This window comes from Amycolatopsis sp. NPDC003676 (assembly GCF_053587275.1).
Genome location: NZ_JBSFNS010000008.1, coordinates 1 through 20175 on the forward strand (window position 1 = coordinate 1; position 20175 = coordinate 20175).

Here is a 20175-nt window from a genome sequence, read left to right on the forward strand (position 1 = left end):
TGGGAACGTCGCGCCCGGCTTGCCTTTCCGGCGGCGGAGGCTTGGTGTCGACGGCGGCTGATTATCACCGGTTTACGCAGATGTTGTTGCGCCGCGGGGAACTTGACGGGGTGCGGATTCTGAGCCCGCGGACGGTGGACCTGATGACGGCCAATCACCTGCCGGGGCATGTGGATCTGGAGGCATACGGGCGGCCGCTGTTCGCGGAGATGCCTTTTGACGGGTATGGGTTCGGGCTGGGGTTCTCGGTTCTGATCGACTCGGTCAAGGCGAAGACCCTCGCTACGCCTGGGGAGTACGCGTGGGGCGGGGCGGCTTCGACGGCGTTTTGGGTGGATCCGGATGAGGATCTGACGGTCGCGTTTTACACGCAGCTGCTGCCGTCGTCGACGCATCCGATCCGGCAGCAGCTGCGGCAGCTGGTTTATCAGGCGATGGTGGACTGATCACGCGGTCAGCTTAGGAATCACCTGCGCCCCATAAGCCGCCATCGTCACCTCCCGCTCGTCGTGCATCAGGTACAGCGCGAACTGGTCCACCCCCAGTTCCGCCAATTCCTCCAGTCGTGCGATGTGCGCCGACGCCGGGCCGAGCAAGCAGAACCGGTCCACGATTTCGTCCGGGACGAACGCCGTCGACGGGTTGCCCGCGCGCCCGTGGTGGGAGTAGTCGTAGCCTTCGCGCTCGCGGATGTAATCGGTCAGCTCGTGCGGCACCGGGCCGGATGAGCCGTAGCGGGAGACCAGATCCGCGACGTGGTTGCCCACCATTCCGCCGAACCAGCGCAGTTGTTCCCGTTGGTGCGCCAGGTCTTCGCCGACATACGCGGGAGCCGCGACGCAGATCGTGATGCCTCCGGGGTCGCGGCCGGCGGCGCGGGCGGCGTCTCGGACCGCGCCGATGGTCCAGCGGGCGATGGCCGGGTCGGCGCATTGCAGGATGAAGCCGTCCGCGTGTTCGCCGACGGTTTGCAGCGCCTTCGGGCCATACCCGGCCATCCACATTTCCAGCCGTCCGCCGCGGATCCACGGGATGCGGACCGCGGTGTCGTTCATCGTGACTTCGCGGCCCTCGGCGAGATCCTTGACCACGCGCATGCATTCGCGCACGGTGGCCAAAGTGGACGGTGGGCGGCCGACGACCCGGTGCGCGGAGTCGCCCCGGCCGATGCCGCACACCGTGCGGTTGCCGAACATGTCGTTCAGCGTCGCGAAGGTCGACGCCATCACCGACCAGTCCCGGGTGCCGGGGCTGGTCACCATCGGCCCCACGACCAGCGCTGACGTCGCTTCCAGGATCCGCGCGTAGATCACGAACGGTTCCTGCCACAGCACGCACGAGTCGAACGTCCAGCCGTACCGGAATCCGGCGTCCTCGGCGGCCTTCATCATCCGCACGACCTCCGCCGCGGGCGGGTCGGTCTGCAGCACGATCCCGAAATCCATCAGGCGGCCCTCAATTCAAGTATTGATTGAGTTCGCGGGAAAGGAATTTGCCGTGCCCGGGGCTGCCGTGGAATCCATCCGGAGAGACCACGACACGGCCGCGCGACAGTACAGTGTGGACTTTTCCGGTGAGCGAAAACCCTTCGTACGCCGAGTAGTCCACGTTCATGTGGTGCGTAGCCGCGGACAGGGTCTGCTGTGCTGAAGGGTCATAGACGACGATATCCGCGTCCGAGCCTGCTGCGATCACGCCCTTGCGCGGGTACAGCCCGAACATCCGCGCGGGCGTCGCCGAGCACGTCTCGACCCAGCGGCCCAGCGAGATCTCGCCCGCGACGACGCCCTGATGCAGCAGGTCCATCCGGTGCTCGACGCCCGGCATCCCGTTCGGGATCGCCCGGAAGTCGCTGCGTCCCAGCTCTTTCTGGTCCTTGAAACAGAAGGGGCAATGATCGGTCGATACCACGGAAAGGTCGTTCGTGCGCAGCCCGCGCCACAGATCGGCCTGGTGCGATTTCTCCCGCAGCGGCGGGGAAGCCACGAACTTGGCACCCTCGAAATCGGGCTTCGCCAAGTCCTCAATGGACAGGTACAGGTACTGCGGGCAAGTCTCGGCGAAGACGTTCTGCCCGTTGTCCCGCGCTTCGGCGACGGCGGCGAGCGCCTGGGAAGCCGACAAATGCACGATGTACAGCGGCGATCCAGTCACCTGGGCGAGCCGGATCGCCCGCGAGGTCGCCTCGCCTTCCAGTTCGGGCGGCCGGGTCAGACCGTGCTGCACCGGGTCGGTGTGTCCGGCGGCGACCGCTTGCGCGGCCAGTTCGTCGATCGCGATGCCGTTTTCCGCGTGCATCATGATCGTCGCGCCGATCTCGCGCGCCTGCTGCATGGCGCGCAGGATTTCCCCGTCGGTGGAGTAGAAAACGCCGGGGTAGGCCATGAACATCTTGAAGCTGCCGACGCCGCCGTCGACGCACCCGCGCATTTCCTTCAACGTGGAATCGTTGACGTCCGACACGATCATGTGGAACCCGTAGTCGATCGCGCAGTTGCCGTCCGCTTTGGAATGCCATTTGTCCAGTGTGGACAGCAGCGACGTTCCCTTGGCCTGTACTGCGAAGTCGATGATCGTCGTCGTCCCGCCCCACGCGGCGGCGATGGTGCCGGTCTCGAAGGAATCGACGGAATGCGTGCCGCCGAACGGCATCTCCATGTGCGTGTGCGCGTCGATTCCGCCAGGAAGGACGTACTTGCCGGTCGCGTCAATAGTGTCGTCGCCGGTCAGCGTGCCGGGAGCGCCCACTGCCGCGATGGTTTCGCCGTCCACCAGCACGTCGGCGGCGACCGCGCCGGACGGCGAAACTACTTGCCCGCCTCGGATCAGGGTAGTCATCAGGCCTCCGCGAGCGGGCCGTAGCTGTCCGGGCGGCGGTCGCGGTAGAACTGCCACAGATCGCGGACCTCGGCGAGCCGGCCCATGTCGAGATCGCGGACCACGATCTCCTCCTCGGTGTCCGACGCCGCCTCGCCGACGAGCTGGCCGCGTGGGTCCACAAAGTACGATTGGCCGTAGAAGTCGTTGTCGCCCAGCGGTTCCACGCCGACCCGGTTGATCGTCCCCACGTAGTATTCGTTCGCCACCGCGGCTGCGGGCTGCTCAAGCCGCCACAGGTACTCCGAGAGCCCCCGGCTCGTCGCGGACGGGTTGAACACGATCTGCGCCCCGGCCAGCCCGAGTGCGCGCCAGCCTTCCGGGAAATGCCGTTCGTAGCAGATGTACACGCCGATCCGGCCGACCGCCGTGTCGAAGACCGGGTAACCGAGGTTGCCCGGCTTGAAGTAGAACTTCTCCCAGAATCCCTTCACCTGCGGAATGTGGTTCTTGCGGTGCATTCCGAGGTATTTCCCGTCGGCATCGATCACCGCCGCGGTGTTGTAGTAGACGCCCGGCTGTTCCTGTTCGTACATCGGCACCACGAGCACCACGCCGTGCCGCTCGGCGACCTCCTGCATGAGCTTCGTGGTGGGGCCGTCCGGGATCGCTTCGGTGTAGGAGTAGAAATCCGCGTCCTGCACCTGGCAGAAATACGGGCCGTAGAACAGTTCCTGCAGGCACACCACCTGCGCGCCTTGCGAAGCCGCCTTGCCGATGGCATCGACCGCGTTCGCGATCATCGACTCCTTGTCACCCGTCCACCGCTGCTGGATCAAGCCGGCTCGGACCGTGTCAGACACTGGTTTCCTCCTCGTTCCGGTGCGCGTTCAAAGGAAGGCTGAACAGGATGTAGGCGACGAAAGCGCCGACGAATCCCACCGCCCAGTTGTAGTCGTACAAAGGTTTCAGGAACGGAATGAGCCCGTCCGCCGGGAACGGACCGCCGTAGGCGCCGCCGACCGCGAGCACCGCGCCGATCAGCGTCGCGACGAGCGCCCGCCAATGCCAGCCCGCGGTGAACCAGTACTGCCCGCTTTCCAGGTACAGGTCGGCCAACTTCAGCCGCGTCCGCTTCACCACCCAGTACCCGGCGACGAGCACCCCGGCGACCGCGCCGAGCAGCCCGCCGTAGAAGCCGAGCCAGGCGAAAATGTAGATGTCCGGGTCGGAGTAGAGCCGCCACGGCTGGATCAGGATGCCGATCACGCCGGTGATCAGCCCGCCGAGCGCGAAGGTGATCCGCTTCGGGAAAGCGTTGGAGAAGTCGTAGGACGGGCTGACGACGTTCGCCGCCAGGTTGGCCGAGATCGTCGCCAGCACCAGCGCGATCAGCGCGACGACCACCACGACGGGGCTGGAGAACTTGTCCGCCAGCTGCGCCGGGTCCCAGATGTCCTGCCCGTAGAGCACGTGCCCGCCGGACGTGGTGAGGATGGCGACGATCGCGATGAACGTCATCGTCGTCGGCAGCCCCAGGATCTGGCCGCGCATCTGCTTGCGCTGGCTGCCGCCGAAGCGGGTGAAGTCCGGCATGTTCAGCGACAGTGTCGACCAGAACGCGATCATCGCCATCAGCGACGGCGCGAACACCTTCCAGAAGCCCGGTCCCCAGCCGAGTTTCCCGCTGTCGTGCAGGATCGGGCCGAGCCCGCCCGCTTTCACCAGCACGTAGCCGAGCAGGATCAGGAACCCGACCGACACCAGCGGCGCGGTCCAGTTCTCGAACTTGCGGACCGCCTCCATGCCGCGCCAGATGATCAGCATCTGCACGAGCCAGAACACCGCGAACGACAGCCACAGCGTCCAGTGCTGTCCGGCGATCACCGCCGAATCGCGCCAGCCGGATCCGGCGAGGCGGCCGACGATCACGTAGATCGCCTCGCCGCCCACCCAGGTCTGGATGCCGAACCAGCCGCACGCGATGAACGCGCGCAGCAGCGCGGCGAGGTTCGCGCCGCGCAGGCCGTAGAACGCGCGGGCGAACACCGGGAACGGGATGCCGTATTTGGTGCCGGCGTGGCTGTTGAGCAGCATCGGCGCGAGCACGATCAGGTTCCCGATGGTGATCGTGATCAGCGCCTGCAGCCAGTTCATGCCGAGCGCGATGAGCGACGCGGCCAGTGCGTACGAGGGGATGTTGTGCGCCATCCCCATCCACAGCGCGAAATAGTTGTAGGTCGTCCAGGTCCGCTTCTCGACCGGGACCGGGGCCAGTTCGTCGTTGAAGAACCGGCTGCCTCGCAGCGCCCGCACGTCGCCGAGGTCCACCCGGCTGTGCTCACGTGTCGTCGGCTCCATTGCGGAATCCTGCGCGCCGGGCGGGGGCCGGGGGCAGAGACAGACTGTTCACTGTTCGGCCGCCCTTGGCGCAGTCTGTCGATTGCGCCGAAGCACGCCGAGGTGCATGACGTACGTCACAACCTGCTCGTCATGTCCGGGCAAAACGGCGGAAACATCTCCACCGGATCTCCACAGCTCACCCGGATGGCCTCCACGGCGATTGCTTAAAGTCGGCGGCATGGACAACGGGGGAAGACGGGTGCTGGTCGTCGAGGACGACCTCACCATCGCCGCGTCGATCGATGCCCGGCTGAGCGCGGAAGGGTTCTCCGTGACGGTCGCGCACGACGGTCCCGCGGCGGTCGAGGCGGAGGCGGCGACCAATCCCGACCTGGTGGTTCTCGACGTGATGCTGCCCGGTTTCGACGGTCTCGAGGTGTGCCGCCGGATCCAGGCTCGCCGGCCGGTGCCGGTTCTCATGCTCACCGCGCGCGCCGACGAGACCGACCTGCTGGTGGGCCTCGGCGTCGGCGCGGACGACTACCTCACGAAGCCGTTCTCGATGCGCGTGCTGTCCGCGAGGATCCAGGCGTTGCTGCGGCGGGTGGAGCGGTCTTCGGCGGCGGCTGAGGAACGGATCGTGCTGGGGGACCTGGAGATCGACATCGCGGAACGGCGGGTTCGCCGAGGGGGCGAACCCGCCCAGCTGACGCCGATCGAATTCGATCTCCTGGTGCATTTCGCGCGCCGGCCGCGCGCGGTGCAGCCGCGGGAACGGCTGCTGAGCGAGGTGTGGGACTGGGATGTGCAGGCGACCGGAGCCGGTACCCGGGCGGTGGACAGCCACATCAAGGCGCTGCGGCGGAAACTGGGGGCCGATTTGATCCGGACGGTGCACGGCGTCGGATACGCGTTGGAGGTTCCCGCGTGAGAGTGCTGGTGGCGAAGGCCGTCGATCTGCTGCCCAGGCCGCTCGACCCGATCCGGTCGGTGAAGCTGAAGCTGGCGATCCTGATGGTGGCGTCCGGCGGGATCGCGTTCGGGTTCTTCCGGTACCAGATCGGCTGGCTGCCGCCGCAGACGACGGTGATGGCCATGGTGATCGCACTGGTGACGTCGCAGATCCTGGCGCACGGCATGACCCGTCCGCTGCGCGAAATGACCGCCGCAGCCGGCGAAATGGCGAAGGGCGACTACACCCGCCGGATCCGCGCCACCGCGCGCGACGAGGTCGGCTCGCTGGCGGCGGCGTTCAACCAGATGGCCGCCGATCTGTCCACCGCGGACCAGCAGCGCCGGGAACTGATCGCGAACGTCTCGCACGAACTGCGGACGCCGATCACCGCGCTGAACGCCGTGCTGGAGAACCTGGTCGACGGCGTCGCCTCGCCGGACCCCGCGACACTGCGCACCGCGCTGAACCAGACCGAACGCCTGGGCAGGCTGGTCACCGAACTGCTGGACCTGTCGCAGATCGACGCCGGAACCCTGCCGCTGGACCGGTCGACGGTCGACCTGGCGGACCTGCTGGCCGAGGTCGCCGCCGAGGCGGAGGCAATGGCCACGGCGGCGGGCCGGGGCGTGCGGTTCACCGTCTCGGTGACCCCGCCGGGCGCGACGGTGCCCGCCGATCGGGAGCGGCTGTACCAGGTCGTGGTGAACCTGCTGGAGAACGCCGCGCGGCACGGTCCGGCCGGGAGAGAGGTGGCGGTGCTGGCCCGGGTCGAGGCCGGGGAGGCGCGGATCGAGGTGCACGACCAGGGGCCGGGGATCGCGGAACCCGACCGGGACCGGGTGTTCGAGCGGTTCACCCGCGGAGAACGCGCCGGGGGCGGCGGGACCGGGCTGGGGCTGGCGATAGTGCGGTGGGTGGTGGAACTGCACGGCGGGACGGTCGCGGTGGTCGACGCCGAACCCGGCCGTGCGGCTGCCGGGAGTGGCGGCGGGCCGGGGTGCCGGATTCGGGTGACGTTGCCTGCTTGACGAGTTTGCTTCGGCGGCCGTGCTGCCGTCGAGGTGGAGGCGAGTGGTTTGCTGCGGTGGCGCGCTGCTCGACGGCGCTGCTGGGCTCAAGGTGATGGGGGAAGCGGCGGCCGGGCGCCGAGGCTGGTTGCCGATCGCGGCGGTCGGTTGGCTCGGTGTTCGCTGAGGTCGGTGGTTGATCGCGGACGTCGGCTCGCAGGCCCTTGCGCGGACCTTCGCTGGCCGGGTGTTTCCGTTCCCGCAGCGCCTCCGCTGAAGCACCCAGCCCCCGAGCCCTCCTGAACTTGCCCATTTCTCCTTCCCGGGAGCGAAATCCCGTCCGATATTTGCCAATGCGAAGAGAGGTGTCATGTCCGAGGACGTCGAAGTCCGGCCCGCGCACGCCGTACCGCCCGGGATTGTGGTGATCGACCAGCGGCGATCGGGCCCGCGGCCGTTGTTCGCGAGGGCCGAGGTCGCGGTGCCGGTCGGGGCGAGGCTCGCGGCGGTGGCCGTCGCGGTGGTCGCTGCCGCGCTGGTGCCGGTCGACCGGCCGGGGATCGGGTGGGTGGTGTCGGCGGCGCTGGCGGGCGTCGCGGTGCTGGTCGTGCGGGTGGGGCCGGGTTTGCGGTGGCGTCGCGCGGGGTGGGGAGCGCTGGCGATCGCGTTGCTGGGCGTCGGATCGGTGCGGGCGGCGGACTGGTTGTTCGTGCTGTGCGTTCTGGCGGCGGGGGTCGCGGCGTCGCTCGCGGTGGTCGGCAGGCGAACCGTGCACGGCACCACCTACGACGCCCTCGCGATTCCGCTCGAAGCTTTCCGCGCCGTGCCGTGGGTGCTTCGCCGCGCGCGGCGTTCGGGGCGAAGCCAGACGCGGGTTTTCGCGGCAGTGCTGGTGTCCGCGCTGGTGCTGGTCGTGTTCCTCCCGCTGCTGATCAGCGCGGACGACAACTTCGCGCACTTCGTCGGCGACCTTGTCCCGACCGTGCGGCCTGATTCGGCTTTCCAGTGGGCGCTGGTGTTCGCCGTGACCTTCGGCGGTACCGCCGCTGCCTTCCTGATCTCCGCGGACCCCTTGCCGGAACGGGAAAACCGGACGTCCACCGTCGGCGACCGGCTACTGTGGACGGCGGCGTTGGCCACGCTCGCGTTCCTGTTCACCGTCTACGTCCTGGTGCAGGCGGTAGCCCTCTTCGGCGGCACGGACTACGTCCTCCGCACCGACGGCCTCACCTCGGCCGACTACGCCCGCGGCGGTTTCTGGCAGCTCTGCGCCTGCACGGTCCTGACGCTCGGCATCATCACCGCGGCCCTGCGCTGGGCCCCGAAAGCCAGTCGCTCCGACCGGATCCTGCTGCGTTCGCTGCTTGGTGCCTTGGCAGGGTTGAGCCTGGTGCTGGTGCTGTCGGCGTTGAGTCGCATGTGGACTTACCAGCAGGCTTACGGGTTCACCGTGCTGCGTGTGGTGGTGGAGGTGTGCGAGATCTGGCTGGGCGTGGTGTTCCTGCTGACGGCCGCGACGCTGGGCACGCTCCGCGCGACGTGGCTGCCCCGCGCGGCGATCGCGACCGGGGCATTGGCGCTGCTCGGGCTGGCCGCGGCGAACCCGGAAGCCCTGATCGCCGACGCCAACCTCGACCGGGCGGCGCACGGCAAGCCGCTGGACGTCCGCTATCTGAGCCGGTTTTCCGCGGATGTGGCCCCGATCGTGGCGCAGCGGCGTTCCGACGCGGCCTGCCTGTTGCGCCCGATCGCCCGGACTCTCCCCGACGACGCTTGGCCAGCCTGGAACTTGAGCCGTTCCCGGGCCAGGGAGATCGTCCGGTCGCAGGCACCGTGCGAATGACCGGGTTTCACTTCCGGGGCACGGTCAGCCGCCAGTCGAGCACGGGGTTTTCGTGCTGCGGGAGGTGTTCGGAGCGGCGCACCGCGCAGCGATGGCGCACCAGGTCGCGGCGCTCAGCCGGGGTCAGTTCCTCGTCGCTGAACGGGCTTTCCTCGTCGATGTCCGCGTTCGCGTCGACGTTGAACCGGTAGGCGTCCGCGGTCAGGTAGTCGCGGCGGAACGCGGTCCGCCACTGCGAATTGCGCCCCCAGCCGAGTGATCCGTCGTTGGTCGGCCGATGGCGGCGGAGGAATGTGTCCTCCAGCATCGACCGGTCCGCGATTCCCGCTGTCGCGCGGCGTTCCCCAGCGCGCACTGCGACACCGGCTCGGCCGAACAGCATCTCGCCGAGCATGAGGCACGGCCACCGCTCGGCGACGATCTCGATCGGAGCGTCCGGATCATCGCTCTGCTCGACGACTGCGATCTCATGGAAGAACGGATCGAACCACGCAACCTCGCCCTGTCGCATGCCCAGTGCGGAGAAAAAGCCGAGGTACTCCTCCGCGGTGACGCGCACTTCGTGCTCGGGCAGGTGCAATCGGTGCGCCCACGGTGGTTCGGTTCCGTCCGGAAGACCGGGCTGGAAGCCCAGCAGCAGGAGATCGTTGATCCGGCTGAGTGCGTACGCTTGCTCAAGCAGATCGGCCCAGGCGTATTCCGTCCGCTGCCATCCTCCGCAGACCGCCAGCGGGACGAGCAGTTCGCGCGCGGCGTCGGCATGCTTGTCGAGCCACGGGGAAAGCACGTCGGAGAACAACGCCGGGCCGGTGTGGTCGTGCGCAACGTTGTACAGCTCGCGGAAGGTCGTCGGGGTCAGCACGACGCCGCAGCCTACGCAGAATCGCGACGGCTCCCTACCGAATTGTTCGGTGCGGCAACCGTTTCCGCTCTGCGGGAAGCGGCTCGGCGGCTTTCGCCGTTCGCGACCGCCGGGCCGGCCAGACCGCGCAACTAGAGCGCGAACACCCCGTTCGACTGGCTGTCCGCCGCGCACTTGTTCGGGTACGTCGCGCGGTAGGTCACCCGCGTGCCCCGCCAGCTGCCCAGCGCCGTGACGTCCACCGGTGAGTAGATCATCGTGCACTTCTGCCGATGCGGGGTGATGCGGGCGAAATCGCCGTTGACCGCGGTGAGCGTCGCGCAGGCGGTGTCGCGGTGGCGGTGCGTGCCGCCGGTGGGGTCGCAGGTCAGGGACGCGCTCGTGACGCGCCCGGAAGTCTCGTGGACGGTCAGCTGCAGCACGGACTCCGGGACGTGCGGGGCGGCCAGGCCGCCGAATCCGATCAGAGCGGCGGCGACCGGAGCGAAGGAAGAGAACACCATACGAGGGATATCGGCTCGCCGAACCCGATCACTGTGCTCCTCGTCCGGGTGGGTTTTCCTCGCTCGGACGGGTGGCGTTCCCGAGGTCGTGCGCGAGTAACGCCACGTACAGCGACAGCATCGACTCCGGATCTTCCAGTCGCACTCCCAGCACCTGTTCGATGCGGGCGAGTTGTTGGTAGTAAGCCGTCCTCGAGGTGTGGGCGGCGACGGCTGCGGCGGACTTGTTGCCGCCGTGCGCGCAGTAGTGCCGCAGCGCCGGGACGAGGCGGCTGCCGGAAGCGGCGTCGCGTTCGAGGAGCGGGCCTAGCTCTCGCGCGGCGAAGGCGTGTACGCGTTCGTCGTCGGCGAGAAGGTGCAGCAGCCCGCGTAGCCGAACATCCTTGAGACGGTGGAACGGTTGCCCGTCGTCCTCGTCGAGGGCAGCGGCAGCGACGTGCGCGGCTTCGACCAGAGTGCGTTGTGCTTCAGCAGGTCCTGTGACCGTGGTGCCTACGCCGAGCGCGGCGGGGGCGGAAGCGCGCGCGTCGTGAATGTCGGTGGCGAGACGCTGAAGCACGGCGTCGGCGTTGGCTTCCGGCGAGAGCGCGATAAGCGCGCGTACAGCGGTTTCGTCGGTCGAAACCAGCGCGGATACCTTCGCGCGTCGTGTCGCGAGCGCGGTGGCTTCAGCGAGTTCGCGCAACAGCGGCGGCGTAGACAGCGTCGGTCGCGTAGTTGCGGTGATGCGCGGCCGTACCGCGAGGCCGACCAGCTGCCGTCCCGTCAACGGCACCGCGAGCGCGGAAGAGCGCGCGAGGATCTCTGCAGTCGGCGCGGGCGAATTCAGCAGCTCGGTCAGCACCGCGCGGTGCGCTTGCCGTTCGAGAGTGTCGGAGTCGCGCGCGACGAGGCGGTGCACCGCGAGCGCGGACGCCGCTCGTTCGGCGACCACCTGGTACCGGTGCGGCGGCGGTTCGGCGCACACCAGAACCAGCCGTCCCCAGTCGTGCCCGCGCGCGCCGACCACGGTGACCAGCCAGCCCGCCGCCGAGTGGTAGCCGGTGCGCTCGCCGACCTGCACCACCCGCGATCGCGCTGGCCAGCCGATCAGCAGCTCGCCCGGATCAGTGCCCGCTGTGTCGTAGGCGAGGACTTCGTGTTCGAGGGTTTCCAGCACGGCCGGCTGTTCGGTCAGCCGCGCTACCTCGGCCAGCACCGCAGCGGGTTCGGCTCCGGCGACGGTCAGCGAGGTGAACGTTTCGTGCACTCGTTCCGCCGCCCGGAGCTCGGCGAGCTGTGCGTCCACGATCATTCCGTTTACTGCCTCGGTCACCGCGACATAGCGCGTCTCGCGAGACAGCGTCACCAGTGGCAAGCCGCGCTGCTCGGCCGCGGCGACGAGGGCGCGCGGCAGCCGGTCGTTCCAGTGCCGCACCAGCTCGACGACGAGGCCTGCGACGCCCACTTCGGCGAGGTCGGCGACGTACCGGGTCAGCGTCGCGTCGTCGTCGGGGAGCGCGACCCCCGTGGTGAGCACGAGTTCTCCGCCGCGCAGCAGGTGCGCGATGTCGGCGACCTCGGCGGCGTGCGCCCAGCGGACCCGCCGTTCGAGCCCGGTGCTGCCCGCGACGACGCGCGGACAGCCCTGGCGCAGCACCGGCAACGCGAGCGCCTCGGCGACGGTCGGGTACATCGGTCCCCCTTGCTGGCCGGCAGGGCACAGACTGTACGGCGGAGAGGGGTAGTCCGTACACGTTGTCGATGGCGGACCCGGGCGCCTCGCCCGGAGACTCGTGGGCACCCGACCGGAAGGAGCGGACGTCGTGACCGACCGCATCAGCCATTGGATCGACGGCAAGCCGGTCGTCGGCGCCGGACGCACCGGCGACGTGTACGACCCGGCGACCGGCCAGGTCAGCGCGCAGGTGGACTTCGCCGGACCGGCCGAGGTGGACCAGGCGGTGGCCGCCGCGGCCGCCGCGTTGCCGGGCTGGCGGGGCACGTCGCTCGCCGGGCGCACGCGCGTGCTGTTCGCCTTCCGCGAGCTGCTTCAGGCGCGCAAACACGAACTGGCGAAGATCGTGACGAGCGAGCACGGCAAGGTCGAATCGGACGCGGCGGGCGAAGTCGCGCGGGCGATCGAGAACGTCGAGTACGCGTGCGGCGCGGCGCAGCTGCTCAAGGGCGGGTTCAGCGAGAACGCTTCCACCGGCGTCGACGTCTACTCGATCGCGCAGCCGCTCGGCGTGGTCGGGGTGATCTCGCCGTTCAACTTCCCCGCGATGGTGCCGCTCTGGTTCGTGCCGAACGCGCTGGCGTGCGGCAACACCGTCGTGCTCAAGCCGAGCGAGAAGGACCCGTCCGCGGCGCTGTTCATCGCGGAGCTGCTTGCCGAAGCGGGCCTGCCGTCCGGCGCGTTCAACGTGCTGCAGGGCGACAAAGTCGCGGTCGACGGACTGCTCGCGCACCCGGACGTCAAGGCGATCTCGTTCGTCGGTTCCACTCCGATCGCGCGCTACGTCTACGAAACCGGCACCAGCCACGGCAAACGCGTCCAGGCGCTCGGCGGGGCGAAGAACCACATGATCGTGCTGCCGGACGCAGACCTCGACCTGGCCGCGGACGCCGCCGTGTCGGCCGGTTTCGGGTCCGCGGGGGAGCGGTGCATGGCGGTGTCGGTGGTGGTCGCCGTGGAGCCGATCGCGGACGAACTGGTGGCCAAAATCGTTGACCGGATGCGGAAACTGCGCGTCGGAGACGGCCGCAAACCGTCGTCGGAGATGGGCCCGCTGGTCACGAGGGCACACCACGAGCGCGTTTCGTCCTATGTGGACGCCGGCGTCGCCGAAGGCGCGGAACTGGTGATGGACGGCCGGGGCGTGGAAGCAGACGGCGCGAACGACGGATTCTGGCTGGGCCCCACACTTTTCGACCGCGTCACGCCCAGTATGGCGGTGTACACCGACGAAATCTTCGGCCCGGTGCTGTCCGTTGCGCGAACGACGAGCTTCGACGACGCGCTGGCCCTCATCAACGCCAACCCCTACGGCAACGGAACCGCCATCTTCACCGGCGACGGACGCGCGGCGCGGCGCTTCCAGAACGAGGTCGAGGTGGGCATGGTGGGCGTCAACGTGCCCATCCCGGTGCCGGTCGGCTATTACTCGTTCGGCGGATGGAAAGACTCCCTGTTCGGCGACACGCACGCCTATGGCCCGGAAGGATTCCACTTCTTCACGCGGACGAAGGTGGTGACGTCCCGTTGGCCGGACACCTCGCACGCGGGGGTGAACCTGGGGTTCCCGAAGAATTCGTGACCCGGGTTCACCACACGCCGTTCTCGCCGACGATGCTCGCCACCGTGCCGCTGTTCGACAGCAGGCACACGGCGAGGACCCGCTCAGCCGCCAGCCGTTTGCCCCGGGCCGGATTGACGGTGTGGGTGCGGCCGCCCACGCGAAGCTGCCATTTCTCGATCGTCCCCGGGCCGCGCGGGGTGTGCTTGAGCCCGACCGGATAGTCGTCGGTGATCGGACCGGCACCGAAATCGTGCACCGGCCCGGGCACGACGGTCAGCGGCGCGCGGCAGTCGGCGAACTGCCGCCGCCCGAACCGGATCGCCAGCACGAGGACGACCAGTGCGACCGCCACCGCCACCAACGCGGACGCGGTGAAGCCGGACTTGACGACCGCGACGACCGCGATCGCCACCTCGATCGCGACGAACACCCAGACCGCCCAGAAGAACCAGCCGAGGACCTCCCCGCGCTGGCTCCGGTGCAGTGTTCCGGCGAGGTTGGCCGCGGCTACCTCGCCGGGGTCGGCCTTCGCGGTCACGCCGCGACCACGTTGACCAGTAGCTTGCTGCGCGGACTGAAGACCGCGGCGTTGGTGCGGCCGCCGAGCACCCGGCTCCGCAGATCAGGATCGAGCCGATAGCGCTTGCCGTTCACGACGAGGTAGGTGAAGGGGATCCGTTCCGTGATCTCGTACAGGTACATCGGGGGCAGGACGCCGGACGGCCGGTGCTGCACGTGCCCGAAATCGTGCGTCAGGCCGGGCACCACGGTGACCTTGCCCTCGCGCCAGTCCGCCGTCCGCCGCCAGATCGCGCGCCCGGGATACACCGCGAGGACGAGCCACACCAGCGACATCACGAACAAGGGCGCGTTCTGCGACCAGTACGAGGTCAGCGGCTCGTGCAAGTAGGCGGCGAGGTCGTTGGACGTCCGGATCTCCGAGGGGCTCATGCCGATCTTGATCGGCGTCAGGACCGCCAGCGCGATGAGGACGAGAAGCACCACGACGAGCGTCCAGAAGTTGCCGTCCAGCACCATCCGCCGCTGGGACGGATGCAGTTTGCCTTCGCGGTTGGCCTGGTCCGCGGCTGCCTGCACCGCTTGCTCGGTCACTCGCCGGAGCCGCCCTTCGCCTCTTCGGCCTTGCGTTCCTTCTCCGATTTTTCGGATGCTTCCGAGTACCGGTCGTACTGTTCGTTCTCCTGCCGCCGGGTTTCGGCCCCGACGCCTGCCGTGTCGGCGGGGCTCCACTTCGGAGCGCCGTCCTTCGCTTCTTCCCACGCCTTCGGGCTCAGCACCTGGCGTCCGTCCTCCGAGTAGGTGTCGCCCCACTCGTTGACCCGATCCTTCACCTTGCCGCTCAGCGGTGTCTGGACCCAGTCCTTGGCGTTTGCCTTCCAGCGCTCGGCCTTGTCCGCGGCGGACTCGGCCTTGCCCGCGTCCTTCAGCTCCCCGGCTTTCTTCTCCAGGTTCACGCCGACGTCGACGCTCTTGTCCGCGATCTTGTCCGCTGCCTTGCCCGCCTTGCGCATCGCGTTCGCCAGCTGCTCGATCGCCGCCTTCGACTTGCCCGCGCTCTCCGCGAGCTTGTCGAGCTTCTCCACGACCTTCGCGATCCGGGTGCCGATCTTCTCCGCCAGGATCCCGCCCTCGACGACGGTGTCGGCGATGAACGCGGCGACCGTCCCGCCGAAGGTGCACCACGACGAGGCGAGCGCGGCGATGCCCTTGACGATCAGCTCGCCGACGAACGACGAGATCATGTCGCGGATCAGCCCGCGTTCGGTGCCGACCAGCGCGGCGGCGACGTTCATCCCGGTGGACGCGCCGTTCGCCTGCCCGGCCGCGTTGCGGAGCTTGCCCGCGTAGTCTTTCGCCCGGCCCTGGTAGGCTTGGCCGCCCTGGCCCTGGAAGTTCGGGGCCACCTTGGCCGCGGCCTGCTCGTACTTGTCCGCGCTTTCGGCGAGCTGCTTCCCGATGTTCGCCCAGGTCACGGCCTTGGCGGTGACCGCTTCGGGATTGCCGGCGAGCTGGTCGAGGCCCTCCTTGAGGAAGCTGATGTGCTCGATCAGCCAGCCGACGCCCGCGCTCGCGAGGCTGCCGAGCGGGTCCATCGCCACGCCGAGCAGGTCGAGGCCGTCGGTGGCGACGTCAACGGCGAAATTGCCCCAGTCGCCGTGGCGGAAATCGGTCTGTGTCGCGGAGAGATCGTTGACGATGCCGGCACCGGAGGTCTGGGCGTTGAGGTTGTCCAGTTCGTTCGAGGACGACCCCATGTTCGTGGTCGGGCCGCTCGGCGACTCGGACTTCGCGACCAGTGGGTTTTCTTGCGTCTCGGTCATTCCGGCAGCTCCTTGCCGAGGCCGTTGATGTGGCCGACAGTCTGTTGCTCGTGCGTGTCGTAGTGGTCGTGTGCCTGTTGCAGGAGGCCCGCGATCTCGTCGCCCTCCTGGCCGAGCTGCTTGACACACGAGGTCGCGGCCGACATCCAGATCTGCAGCGGCATCGCGAACACCTGGCCGACGATGCCGAACGCGTCGTCGCCGAACGTCTGCCCGGATTCAGTGGCCTGCGCCGCGGTGTGCACGCCCGCCGCGATGTTCTCGACCTCGCTCTTGTGCTCGCGCAGCGACGGGAGGTCGACGTGAGGTCCGGTCATCAGTTCCTCCCCAGGAACGAGCCGCCGCTGTAGTAGTCGTCGTCATCGGCCGGGTCGGCCGCCGGGCGGGCGGGCCGGGCAGGAGGCGCGGGCCGGGCAGGCGGCGTGGCGGAATCGTCCTGTGCGTCGAAAAATTGCGGCTGCGGCGTAGAAGGCGCGGCCGGTTCCTCCGGAACTTCCGGTTCCGGGATCTGTTCTTCGAGGAATTTCATCGCGTCGCTGTGCTCGCCGATCACCGGAGCCATGATCGCGGTCAGCTGCTGCGCCGCTTGGGCCTGGGCGCGCCGGGCGGTGGCCAGGACGGCGGCGGCGAGCGCGGCGCGCGGCATCTCGTCCGCGCGGGAGCCGAACTGGAGTTCCTGCAGCGCACCGGCGGTGTTGACGGTCGCGGTGACCGCGCCGTCCTGGCTCGTCGCGGTCGCCGACACGTGCTTCAGCCGTTCCTGCGCCTCGGCGGCCCGCTGCCGGATTTCGGCGATTTCGGGAGAAAGTGCGTTCATGTCGGCCACTGCTTTCGGATCGACTGGTTCATAGTCTTTCCGAGGCAGAAAACCGGGTTCCGGTTCCCCGTGCAAGCGAAGATCCGAGTTGCCCGGTTCGTCGCTATTAAAAATTGTTTGCCTGCCATTTACCCGCGGCGGTCCGGACCGGAGGGCGCGCCGGGCACTCCCGGGTCCGTAAACTCGTTGTGAGTAGCAGGAGGACCGCGAAGGAGGTGCCGGTGGCGAACACGGACGAGCGTCGCTTCGAGGTGCTGCGCGCGATCGTCGCCGACTACGTCTCGAACCAGGAGCCGGTCGGGTCGAAGACGATCGTCGAGCGGCACAACCTCGGCGTTTCCAGTGCCACCGTGCGCAACGACATGGCGGCTCTCGAGGAAGAGGGGTACATCGCCCAGCCGCACACCAGCGCCGGGCGGATCCCGACCGACAAGGGCTATCGGTTGTTCGTCGACCGGCTTTCGGAGATCAAGCCGCTGTCGAGCGCCGAGCGGCGGGCGATCACCAATTTCCTCGACTCGGGCACCGACCTCGACGACGTGCTGCGCCGGTCGGTCCGGCTGCTCGCGCAGCTCACCCGCCAGGTCGCGGTGGTGCAGTACCCGATGCTCACCAACACCGTGGCGCGCCATCTCGAAGTGGTTCCGCTCACACCGGCGCGGCTCATGCTCGTGCTGATCACCGACTCCGGCCGGGTGGACCAGCGCACCGTCGACCTCGGCGACGTGGTCACCGAGGAGACCGTGCTGCGGCTGCGCACCGTGCTCAACGGCGCGCTCGCCGGGCGGCGCCTCGCCGACGCCGCGGCGAACGTGGCCGAGCTGCCCGAGGCCGCTCCCGCCGACCTGCGCGACCACCTCACCCGGATTTGCACCATGCTGGTCGAATCGCTGGTCGAGCACCCGGAAGAGCGGATCGTGCTCGGCGGCACCGGCAACCTCACCCGCAACGTCGCGGACTTCCCCGGTTCGCTCCGCCAGGTGCTCGAAGCGCTCGAGGAACAGGTGGTGGTGCTGAAGCTGCTCGCCGCGGCCCGCAACCCCGGTGCGGTCACCGTGCTCATCGGTGAGGAAAATGAAGACGAGCAGATGCGCAGCACCTCGGTCGTGTCCATCGGCTACGGCCGGGACGACATGCTGCTCGGGGGCATGGGCGTCGTCGGGCCGACCAGGATGGACTACCCCGGCACGATCGCGGCGGTCCGCGCGGTCGCCAACTACGTGGGGCAGATCCTGTCCGGCCGCTGACCGGCGGCAGGCCGGGAAAGCGGCGGAACACGAAGGAGAAGGCAGAGCAACGTGGCGAGGGACTACTACGGGATCCTCGGGGTGGCCAAGAACGCGAGCGATCAGGAGATCAAGCGCGCGTACCGCAAGCTGGCCCGTGAGCTGCACCCCGACGTGAACCCGTCGGAGGACGCCCAGCACCGCTTCGGCGAGGTGACCACCGCGTACGAGGTGCTCTCCGACCCGCAGAAGCGCAAGATCGTCGACCTCGGCGGCGACCCGATGGACGGGGGCGGCCGCGGCGGAGGCGGCGGCGACCCGTTCGCGGGCTTCGGCGGGCTCGGCGACATCATGGACGCGTTCTTCGGAGCCGCGGGCGGAGGCGGCGGCCGGGGACGCGGGCCGCGCAGCCGCGTGCAGCCCGGCTCCGACGCGCTGATCCGGCTCGGCCTCACCCTCGAGGAGTGCGCGACCGGCGTCGACCGCGAGATCACCGTCGACACCGCCATCGTCTGCGACCTGTGCCGCGGCGCGGGAACCGCCGAGGGCACGAGCACCAAGACCTGCGACACCTGCGGCGGAGCCGGCGAGGTCCAGTCCGTGCAGCGGTCGTTCCTCGGCCAGGTCGTCACCGCGCGCCCGTGCCCGGTGTGCCGCGGCTTCGGCGAGGTCATCCCCGACCCGTGCCGCCAGTGCGGCGGCGACGGCCGGATCCGGTCGCGGCGCGGCGTCACCGCGAAGATCCCGCCCGGCGTCGGCGACGGCATGCGGATCCGGCTGTCCGGACAGGGCGAGGTCGGCCCCGGCGGCGGCCCGGCGGGCGACCTGTACGTCGAGATCGACGAGGCGCCGCACGAGGTGTTCGTCCGCGAGGGCAACGACCTGCACTGCAACTTCCGCATCCCGATGACTACCGCGGCGCTCGGCGCGACGGTGCCGATCGCCACCCTGGTCGACGGCGACTACGAACTCGACATCGAACCCGGCACCCAGCCCAACACCGAACTGGTGCTCACCGGCAAGGGCATGCCGCGGCTGCGCTCGTCCGGCCGCGTCGACGGCCGCGGCGACCTGCACGTGCACATCGACGTCGTGGTGCCCACCAAACTCGACGAGGCCCAGCGCGACCTGCTCGTCGACCTGGCCCAGCAGCGCGGCGAAGAAGTCCCGACGCTCGCCGCCAACGGCAGCAAGCACGGCGGCCTGTTCTCCAAGCTGCGCGCGAAGAACCGCTGACGGTGCCGGACACCACCCTGCCGGTCTTCCTCGCCCCGGCAGTGCCCGCCGAAGGCCGGGCGCTGCTCGACGGCGAGGAAGCCCGGCACGCGGCCACTGTGCGCCGACTGCGCGTGGGGGAGCAGCTCGTGCTCTCCGACGGCGCCGGCGCGATGGCCCGCTGCGCCGTGGAGGCCGTTGAAGCGGGCCGCGCGGCCACGGTCACCCTCACCGTTCTCGAGCGGTGGCAAGAGGAACCGCCCGCGTTGCGCGTCCACGTCGCCCAAGCGCTCGCGAAGGGCGATCGCGGGGAACTCGCAGTCGAACTGGCCACCGAAGCCGGCGCGGACGCGATCGTGCCCTGGCGCGCCGCCCGCAGCGTCGCTCGCTGGGACGACGGACCCCGCGGCGAGAAGGCACTCGCCCGCTGGCGCGCAACCGCCCGCTCCGCCGCGAAACAGGCGCGCCGCGCCCATGTGCCCGCCGTCGCCGAACCGGTCGGCACACGCGAACTCGCGCAGCTGGCCGCGACGATGTCCGCGACGCTCGTCCTCGAATCCGGCGTCACCAGCAGGCTCACCGACCTCGACCTCCCCGACGGAGGCGACATCCTGCTCGTCGTCGGCCCGGAAGGCGGCATCACCGACGACGAACTCGCTGCCCTCGAAGACGCCGGAGCCACGACGGTCCGGCTCGGCCCGACGGTCCTCCGCACCTCCACCGCGGCCGCCGTGGCATTGGGCGCATTGGGCGTCCTCACCGGCCGCTGGCACTGACACAGAACCGGAAAACCCGGCAGAACCCCTAAACATCCGCACCAGGTGATGGCGCGCCGCACCCCCGGCGGCTACTCTGCTTCGCAACGTGCGAAACACGAGGGTTTCAGCCCGCCCACCGGCGGGCATTACTCTTGAGTACGAACCAGAACCCCGCCGGGCACCTCCCCCCTCGGTCCGGCGGAGCC

At 69.2% G+C, this 20175-nt stretch carries 20 protein-coding genes; 8 read left to right on the top strand and 12 right to left on the bottom strand.

Going from position 1 to position 20175, the window contains the following annotated elements:
* A partial coding sequence (locus tag ACWDNU_RS06860; protein ID WP_449668071.1) for a serine hydrolase domain-containing protein occupies positions 1-446 on the top strand: 446 nt, incomplete at its 5' end.
* Here ACWDNU_RS06860 and ACWDNU_RS06865 read toward each other — a convergent pair.
* The 4 genes from ACWDNU_RS06865 to ACWDNU_RS06880 are packed head-to-tail and all read right to left on the bottom strand — an operon-like array spanning position 447 to position 5178.
* Positions 447-1445 carry a TIGR03842 family LLM class F420-dependent oxidoreductase gene (locus ACWDNU_RS06865; RefSeq protein ID WP_449668072.1) on the bottom strand — a complete coding sequence of 333 codons (999 nt, stop codon included), beginning with the start codon at positions 1443-1445 and terminating at the stop codon, positions 447-449. It lies immediately after the preceding gene.
* 10 nt (positions 1446-1455) lie between these two features.
* Positions 1456-2838, bottom strand: a complete 1383-nt coding sequence (hydA, locus tag ACWDNU_RS06870; protein WP_449668073.1) for a dihydropyrimidinase — start codon at positions 2836-2838, stop codon at positions 1456-1458.
* Positions 2838-3680, bottom strand: coding sequence for a nitrilase-related carbon-nitrogen hydrolase (locus tag ACWDNU_RS06875; RefSeq protein WP_037813646.1), 843 nt, complete (start codon positions 3678-3680; stop codon positions 2838-2840). Before ACWDNU_RS06875 ends, hydA begins: the two co-directional genes overlap by 1 nt.
* Complete coding sequence (locus tag ACWDNU_RS06880; protein WP_449668074.1) at positions 3673-5178, bottom strand: NCS1 family nucleobase:cation symporter-1; 1506 nt, start codon at positions 5176-5178, stop codon at positions 3673-3675. Before ACWDNU_RS06880 ends, ACWDNU_RS06875 begins: the two co-directional genes overlap by 8 nt.
* Before the next feature lie 241 nt (positions 5179-5419).
* Here ACWDNU_RS06880 and ACWDNU_RS06885 point away from each other — a divergent pair, with 241 nt between their 5' ends.
* The 3 genes from ACWDNU_RS06885 to ACWDNU_RS06895 all read left to right on the top strand — a co-directional run bounded on the left by ACWDNU_RS06885 (position 5420) and on the right by ACWDNU_RS06895 (position 8965).
* Positions 5420-6091, top strand: coding sequence for a response regulator (locus tag ACWDNU_RS06885; RefSeq protein ID WP_449668197.1), 672 nt, complete (start codon positions 5420-5422; stop codon positions 6089-6091).
* The gene (locus ACWDNU_RS06890; RefSeq protein WP_449668075.1) at positions 6088-7143 is read left to right on the top strand and encodes a HAMP domain-containing sensor histidine kinase; all 1056 of its coding nucleotides are present in this window, start codon (positions 6088-6090) and stop codon (positions 7141-7143) included. Before ACWDNU_RS06885 ends, ACWDNU_RS06890 begins: the two co-directional genes overlap by 4 nt.
* A 349-nt stretch (positions 7144-7492) precedes the next feature.
* A complete protein-coding gene (locus ACWDNU_RS06895) occupies positions 7493-8965 on the top strand; it encodes a DUF4153 domain-containing protein (protein WP_449668076.1) in 1473 nt (490 codons plus the stop codon).
* A gap of 7 nt (positions 8966-8972) precedes the next feature.
* On the opposite strand, the gene ACWDNU_RS06900 is transcribed toward ACWDNU_RS06895, so the two are convergent.
* From ACWDNU_RS06900 to ACWDNU_RS06910, 3 genes are all read right to left on the bottom strand, one after another.
* Positions 8973-9827 (bottom strand): hypothetical protein, encoded by an 855-nt coding sequence (locus ACWDNU_RS06900; protein WP_449668077.1) that lies wholly within the window; start codon positions 9825-9827, stop codon positions 8973-8975.
* A gap of 131 nt (positions 9828-9958) precedes the next feature.
* The gene (locus ACWDNU_RS06905) at positions 9959-10330 is read right to left on the bottom strand and encodes an SSI family serine proteinase inhibitor (protein WP_449668078.1); all 372 of its coding nucleotides are present in this window, start codon (positions 10328-10330) and stop codon (positions 9959-9961) included.
* A gap of 28 nt (positions 10331-10358) precedes the next feature.
* Complete coding sequence (locus ACWDNU_RS06910) at positions 10359-12005, bottom strand: PucR family transcriptional regulator (protein WP_449668079.1); 1647 nt, start codon at positions 12003-12005, stop codon at positions 10359-10361.
* 130 nt (positions 12006-12135) lie between these two features.
* Between ACWDNU_RS06910 and ACWDNU_RS06915 the strand changes: the two genes are divergently transcribed.
* Positions 12136-13629, top strand: coding sequence for a CoA-acylating methylmalonate-semialdehyde dehydrogenase (locus tag ACWDNU_RS06915; RefSeq protein ID WP_449668080.1), 1494 nt, complete (start codon positions 12136-12138; stop codon positions 13627-13629).
* 7 nt (positions 13630-13636) lie between these two features.
* Here the strand turns inward: ACWDNU_RS06915 and ACWDNU_RS06920 are convergent, their stop codons facing one another.
* From ACWDNU_RS06920 to ACWDNU_RS06940, 5 genes are read right to left on the bottom strand one after another with little or no spacing between them, the layout of a single operon-like run.
* Positions 13637-14149 (bottom strand): hypothetical protein, encoded by a 513-nt coding sequence (locus tag ACWDNU_RS06920; RefSeq protein ID WP_449668081.1) that lies wholly within the window; start codon positions 14147-14149, stop codon positions 13637-13639.
* Positions 14146-14724: a hypothetical protein gene (locus ACWDNU_RS06925; protein WP_344283938.1), complete on the bottom strand. Its 579-nt coding sequence runs from the start codon at positions 14722-14724 to the stop codon at positions 14146-14148. Before ACWDNU_RS06925 ends, ACWDNU_RS06920 begins: the two co-directional genes overlap by 4 nt.
* Entirely contained in the window at positions 14721-15953 is a 1233-nt protein-coding gene (locus tag ACWDNU_RS06930) for a hypothetical protein (protein WP_344283940.1), read from the bottom strand. Before ACWDNU_RS06930 ends, ACWDNU_RS06925 begins: the two co-directional genes overlap by 4 nt.
* Entirely contained in the window at positions 15950-16270 is a 321-nt protein-coding gene (locus ACWDNU_RS06935; protein ID WP_449668082.1) for a type VII secretion target, read from the bottom strand. Before ACWDNU_RS06935 ends, ACWDNU_RS06930 begins: the two co-directional genes overlap by 4 nt.
* Positions 16270-16770, bottom strand: a complete 501-nt coding sequence (locus ACWDNU_RS06940; RefSeq protein ID WP_449668083.1) for a YbaB/EbfC family nucleoid-associated protein — start codon at positions 16768-16770, stop codon at positions 16270-16272. Before ACWDNU_RS06940 ends, ACWDNU_RS06935 begins: the two co-directional genes overlap by 1 nt.
* A gap of 221 nt (positions 16771-16991) precedes the next feature.
* Here ACWDNU_RS06940 and hrcA point away from each other — a divergent pair, with 221 nt between their 5' ends.
* The 3 genes from hrcA to ACWDNU_RS06955 are packed head-to-tail and all read left to right on the top strand — an operon-like array spanning position 16992 to position 19987.
* The gene (gene hrcA, locus ACWDNU_RS06945; RefSeq protein ID WP_344283947.1) at positions 16992-18017 is read left to right on the top strand and encodes a heat-inducible transcriptional repressor HrcA; all 1026 of its coding nucleotides are present in this window, start codon (positions 16992-16994) and stop codon (positions 18015-18017) included.
* A gap of 51 nt (positions 18018-18068) precedes the next feature.
* Positions 18069-19232, top strand: coding sequence for a molecular chaperone DnaJ (gene dnaJ, locus ACWDNU_RS06950; protein ID WP_037813614.1), 1164 nt, complete (start codon positions 18069-18071; stop codon positions 19230-19232).
* Positions 19233-19234: 2 nt separating this feature from the next.
* Complete coding sequence (locus ACWDNU_RS06955; protein ID WP_449668084.1) at positions 19235-19987, top strand: 16S rRNA (uracil(1498)-N(3))-methyltransferase; 753 nt, start codon at positions 19235-19237, stop codon at positions 19985-19987.
* The last annotated feature ends 188 nt before the right edge of the window (positions 19988-20175 follow it).

Excerpts from the sequence above, each read along its gene's own strand:
- ACWDNU_RS06865 (WP_449668072.1), bottom strand. The coding sequence starts at position 1,445 with ATGGATTTCGGGATCGTGCTGCAGACCGACCCGCCCGCGGCGGAGGTC.
- hydA (WP_449668073.1), bottom strand. The coding sequence starts at position 2,838 with ATGACTACCCTGATCCGAGGCGGGCAAGTAGTTTCGCCGTCCGGCGCG.
- ACWDNU_RS06880 (WP_449668074.1), bottom strand. The coding sequence starts at position 5,178 with ATGGAGCCGACGACACGTGAGCACAGCCGGGTGGACCTCGGCGACGTG.
- ACWDNU_RS06895 (WP_449668076.1), top strand. The coding sequence starts at position 7,493 with ATGTCCGAGGACGTCGAAGTCCGGCCCGCGCACGCCGTACCGCCCGGG.
- ACWDNU_RS06905 (WP_449668078.1), bottom strand. The coding sequence starts at position 10,330 with ATGGTGTTCTCTTCCTTCGCTCCGGTCGCCGCCGCTCTGATCGGATTC.
- ACWDNU_RS06910 (WP_449668079.1), bottom strand. The coding sequence starts at position 12,005 with ATGTACCCGACCGTCGCCGAGGCGCTCGCGTTGCCGGTGCTGCGCCAG.
- ACWDNU_RS06930 (WP_344283940.1), bottom strand. The coding sequence starts at position 15,953 with ATGACCGAGACGCAAGAAAACCCACTGGTCGCGAAGTCCGAGTCGCCG.
- ACWDNU_RS06935 (WP_449668082.1), bottom strand. The coding sequence starts at position 16,270 with ATGACCGGACCTCACGTCGACCTCCCGTCGCTGCGCGAGCACAAGAGC.
- ACWDNU_RS06940 (WP_449668083.1), bottom strand. The coding sequence starts at position 16,770 with ATGAACGCACTTTCTCCCGAAATCGCCGAAATCCGGCAGCGGGCCGCC.